This window comes from Acidiplasma cupricumulans, from assembly GCF_001402935.1.
GTDB lineage: Archaea > Thermoplasmatota > Thermoplasmata > Thermoplasmatales > Thermoplasmataceae > Acidiplasma > Acidiplasma aeolicum.
In genome coordinates this window covers 1-5,013 of the sequence record NZ_LKBH01000203.1, presented here as the reverse complement: position 1 = coordinate 5,013, position 5,013 = coordinate 1, and the positions used below count along the sequence as shown (strand labels likewise).

Genomic DNA, 5,013 nt, shown 5'->3' with positions numbered 1-5,013 from the left:
ATACCTGTTATAACTGTATCTCAACTAAGATAGTGTATCATCTATTCTTCCTATTTTATGATGTCATGTGTTCCGGCATTTCCTCCAGATTCCACTGGAATTATTTTATTTTGAAGCATTTGGTTAATGATGTTCTTAATTCTTTGTGCATCCTTTTTATATCCAAGATAATCCAGAAGCATTGACCCTGATAATACTCCGGCAATGGGATTTGCTATTCCCTTCCCGGCAATATCAGGTGCGCTACCATGAACAGGTTCAAACATTGCATTTTTATCGCCAATATTTCCACTGGCAGCATATCCCAAACTTCCTGCAAGTGCAGATGTCATGTCTGAGAGAATGTCGCCATAAAGATTTGGTGCAATAATGTGCTTATATTTTTCAGGATGTAAGATAATATTGTACGCAAGTGAATCGGCATATTCGAATTTTATATTTTTATTAAATTTTGATGATTCATTTTTTGCAATTTCCCTCCAGAAAAGATACATTGATATTGCGTTTGCCTTATCTGTTATCACAATGTTATCATCTTCAATTAATTCATATGCCTTCCTGAAGAATCTTGTTATATTTTTTTCTGTAAGTATTCCAAGATTATAATTAAGTTTATCATTAGATGTTCCAGATATTTTAATATCATAATTATTTAGTGCATCAGAGTGCCTAAATTCCATATCATTATCAAGGGTGCCGTTTATTAATGAGTAAAAATCCTCCTTATTTTCGCGGTATATTGTTATGTTTAGATTATTATATTTAGACACATTTGGCATTGACATAACAGGCCTAATGTTCATATAAAGGTCCAGATCTTTTCTAAGTCTCAATATAACCTCCTGCTCCATTATACCAGGCTTAATTCTAAAATCGCCAATGGCCCCAAAAAGAATTGCCCTGTATGATTTTAATTCTGAGATTTCATTATCTGTTACTGTAATACCCTTATTTAAGTATCTCTCAGATGATATATCATAATATATAAAATTGATTTCATCGTTTATATTATTTATAACCCGGCAAACCTCAGGTATAATTTCCTTACCTATACCATCTCCTGGAATAACCGCAACGTCTACCATTTATATTCCCTCACATAATTTATTAACCCACCAGCATTTATTATATTTTTTAGAAAATCTGGATATTTTTTAAATGTATATTTTTTATTATTAATTAATATAACGCTATCATTGAAATCTATCGATATTTTATCACCGGAATTTGCATTGATTTGTGCCTCTATTAATGGCATTCCAAGGTTTATTGCATTTCTAAAAAATATCCTGGCAAAGCTCTCAGCTATTACACATGATATGCCAAGGCCCTTTACGGTTAAAACCGCATGTTCCCTGCTTGAACCTGACCCAAAATTTTTGCCTGCGATAATTACATCCCCTGGCTTTATTTTTCCAGCAAGTTCGGGGTCTGTGTATTCCATAAAGTGCTTGGCAAGTTCTTTCTCATCAGATGTAACCAGATACCTGGCCGGTATAATCTGATCAGTATCTATATCGTCTCCAAGAACCCATACATTTCCTGTTATCCTGTCATTCATTTAAATCTCCTCCGGCGATGCTATTCTGCCTAATATTGCCGAGGCAGCCACAACACTGGGGTTAGCTAAATAAACCTTTGAGGTTTTATCGCCCATTCTGCCTATAAAATTGCGGTTTGTGCTTGAAATGCAAACCTCCCCGGGTCCAAGAACACCCATATAACCACCAAGGCATGCACCGCATGTTGTGCCTGAAAAATAACCTCCGGCATTTACTATTATATCTATTAATCCCTCCCTTAGGGCCTGATTATAGACCTCCTGGCTTGCTGGAACCACCATTAGTCTAACCCTTTTGTTAATTTTTCTACCCTTTAAAATTTCTGCAGCCTTTCTAATATCCTCTATTCTGCCATTTGTGCACGACCCTATGTATGCCTGGTCTATTTCAACCCTAACCTCCGATAATGGTTTAACATTTGCCGGAGAGTTTGGTACTGCAACTGAGGGCTCGATATCATCTGCGTCGATATTAATTATGGATTCATAATGTGCGTCGGCGTCAGATTTAACTATTTCATAATCACCGCGAACCCGTTTATTAAGGTATTCTATTGTTTTATCATCTGTATCGAAGAATGAACATTTTGCCCCCGCCTCGGTTGTCATATTTGCTATTGTCATGCGTTCATTAACAGGTAATGAAGAAATTGCAGTACCGGAAAATTCCATGCATTTGTATGTTGCACCATCATGACCTGTAATTGATAAAACCTTTAATGCAACATCCTTACCCTCAACTCCCTTTTTTAGTTTTCCATTAATGTTTATTTTTATTGTTTCAGGAACCTTAAACCACATTTTTCCTGTGGCAAAAATTACACCTGCCTCAGTGCTGCCTATTCCAACAGATATTGAGGATAATGCACCGTATGTATTTGTATGTGAATCTGCACCGGCAATAAGCCTTCCGGGTGCTGCAAAGCCCTTTTCCATCATAACCTGATGGCATACCCCGCCATTGCCTATGTCAAAAAAATTCTCAATTCCATTATTTAGCGCAAAATCCTTTACCTTTCTGTACTGTATTGCGGATTTAATATCCTTGGGTGGTACAAAATGATCCGGGATAATCACTATTTTATCCCTGACGGGTGCATTTCCTATGGAATTAAAAGCATCCACTGCAATGGGCCCGGTAATATCATTAACCATAACATAATCAACATCTGCAACAACATAGTCCCCGGCATAAGAATCCGTGTGGGATTTTTTGCTGAAAACCTTTTCAACCGCAGTTTTACCCATAATTAATCACCCCTAATTTTTATAATATTTCTGGCAAGATTTATAACCCTGTCCTCATCAAATGCCTCCTTGCCATTGTATGATTTTATTTCTTCAAGTATGTATTTAACCTCATCCTCAGAACATTTTATTCCATTTTTGTTTAAAATCCATTCTATGGATGATCTGCCAGAATGCTTTCCAATAACTATTGTCCTCTGCCTGCCTACAAATTCTGGATTTATGGCCTCATAGGTTGCAGGAGAATTTATTATTCCATTCACGTGTATTCCTGCCTCATGCGAGAATGCATTTTCACCGACTATTGCCTTATTTTTTTGTATTTCCATGCCACTAAATCTTGATACTGCCTGGGATATATTATAAATCTTAGAAAAATCTATGTTTGTTTTTGCATTCATGAAGGCGGCTAATCCTGTTACTACTTCCTCAAGGGAGGCATTTCCTGCCCTCTCACCAATGCCATTTACTGTCACCTGCACCTGACTTGCACCACCCTCCACACCGAATATGGTGTTTGCCGTTGCAAGTCCAAAATCGTTATGGCAGTGGACGCTTACAGGTATATCTATATTTTGCTTGATCCTTGAAACAATATTTCTCATGGAAATTGGATTCATTATGCCCACAGTATCTGGTATGTTTACCTTATTGGCACCACTTACTTCTGCTGTTTTAAATGCTCTTATAAGAAAGTCCATATCAGTTCTGGTTGCATCCTCTGCAGAAAATTCAACATATAAACCGGCATCCTTTGCTATATTAATTGAATGTTCAATTTTTTTTAATGCTTCCTCCCTGGAAATCTTTAGTTTGTTTTTTAAATGAATATCTGACGTCGCTATAAATATATGTATATAATTAACACCTGAATTTATTGCAGAATATATGTCTCCATCGTTGCATCTTGAAAGGGCACATATTTTTGCCCTGTTTGCTGTGGAGTTTATGGATTTTATTATATTAAACTCCTCTGATGAAACAGCAGGGAATCCTGCCTCAATAATGTCAACACCCATATCCTCAAGCATGTATGCAATTTTATGTTTTTCTTCTGGAGAGAATTTAATGCCAGGGCTCTGCTCTCCATCCCTTAATGTGGTATCAAAAACGGTGATTTTCCTGCCAGTGCTGGAAAAACCTTCCCTGCTGTACATACCAATATTAAAAATCGCGTTAGAATCCATACTATCTATGTCATAGCCCATAAAAACACCACCTTAAAAATTAACTAATGTTTTAAGGTTAGTGTCCGCTCTGCAAACCCAAAAAGAACAACATGGTTGCAGCATTAGACACTTTACCAAACATTAGATGTGTATTATAATTATAATATATAAACATTTACATTGCAAAAAATATTGGCTATAAATGAAAACAAAAACCTTTTAATAAAAATAAGTCATACCTTTCTTACACTTTTAGGCCGTGATAGCTCAGTTGGGAGAGCGCCAGACTGAAGATCTGGAGGTCGCTGGTTCAATCCCGGCTCACGGCATTGTATTAACGGTTTAATGAGTTAAACAATTTTTCTTTATATACTCAAGAAATTTATATTCCATAAAGTTCCTTTTTTCATAGAATTTCTTTGCAGGCCCGTAGTTACAGTTATTCTATGGTTTATTTTTGGATTATGCATGTGTGCGAATACAACGCCTGGAAGAACATCCTCTGTAATTTTTGCCACCATGTCAATTTCACCAGTTTTTGATTTAAGCTTTACAATGTTTTCATATTCTATTCCAGGATTCTTTGCATCCACAGGGTTTATCCATAATTTTGGATTGCATTCCTGCATGCAGGATTGATATGGTGCTTTGCATAAATTATATTATTGTCATAATAATTCTTTAATGATTTTCTTAAAACAATAGGGGATGGTAATTCATTATTATTGGATTTTGCCATTGAATATGCACTTATTATAGCCCTATTTATTAAATCCCTCATATCATTTAGATATTTTAGAATGGTGTCACTTGGTTTGTATTCGAACACTATGGTTCTTTTATCACCGATAGATTTCCATAAATGAGTCATTCCTTTACAGCCTCCAATATATCCTTTATCCTTCATTTTCTGTGATCTTAATCCATATAATTTGGATGAGAATAATGTTATTATTGTTATCAAATCATTTTTTAATTCCTCATTGGCTGATAATATCTCTTCTCCATCTGTTTCTATTATTTTTGTATTATGCA

At 35.7% G+C, this 5,013-nt stretch carries 5 protein-coding genes, 1 tRNA gene and 1 pseudogene; 1 reads left to right on the top strand and 6 read right to left on the bottom strand.

Translation table 11 applies throughout. From position 1 onward, the window contains the following. Window positions 1–50: 50 nt before the first annotated feature. Genes AOG55_RS06225 through AOG55_RS06210 form a run of 4 tightly spaced genes read right to left on the bottom strand, consistent with a single transcriptional unit; the run spans window position 51 to window position 4,017 of the window. The gene (locus AOG55_RS06225; protein WP_055041038.1) at window positions 51–1,085 is read right to left on the bottom strand and encodes an isocitrate/isopropylmalate family dehydrogenase; all 1,035 of its coding nucleotides are present in this window, start codon (window positions 1,083–1,085) and stop codon (window positions 51–53) included. Next, window positions 1,079–1,561, bottom strand: a complete 483-nt coding sequence (locus tag AOG55_RS06220) for a 3-isopropylmalate dehydratase small subunit (protein ID WP_055041037.1) — start codon at window positions 1,559–1,561, stop codon at window positions 1,079–1,081. The genes AOG55_RS06225 and AOG55_RS06220 overlap by 7 nt, the downstream gene beginning before the upstream one ends. Beyond that, window positions 1,562–2,809, bottom strand: coding sequence for a 3-isopropylmalate dehydratase large subunit (locus AOG55_RS06215; RefSeq protein WP_048102064.1), 1,248 nt, complete (start codon window positions 2,807–2,809; stop codon window positions 1,562–1,564). Window positions 2,810–2,811: 2 nt separating this feature from the next. Further along, window positions 2,812–4,017 carry a homocitrate synthase family protein gene (locus AOG55_RS06210; protein ID WP_236688980.1) on the bottom strand — a complete coding sequence of 402 codons (1,206 nt, stop codon included), beginning with the start codon at window positions 4,015–4,017 and terminating at the stop codon, window positions 2,812–2,814. A gap of 217 nt (window positions 4,018–4,234) precedes the next feature. Here AOG55_RS06210 and AOG55_RS06205 point away from each other — a divergent pair. Beyond that, window positions 4,235–4,307 (top strand) — tRNA-Phe (locus AOG55_RS06205). Between the two features lie 36 nt (window positions 4,308–4,343). On the opposite strand, the gene AOG55_RS06200 is transcribed toward AOG55_RS06205, so the two are convergent. Then, window positions 4,344–4,571: a molybdopterin dinucleotide binding domain-containing protein gene (locus AOG55_RS06200; protein WP_236688979.1), complete on the bottom strand. Its 228-nt coding sequence runs from the start codon at window positions 4,569–4,571 to the stop codon at window positions 4,344–4,346. A 5-nt stretch (window positions 4,572–4,576) separates the two neighbouring features. Next, window positions 4,577–5,013: pseudogene (locus AOG55_RS09485) on the bottom strand (hypothetical protein); the annotation flags it as partial.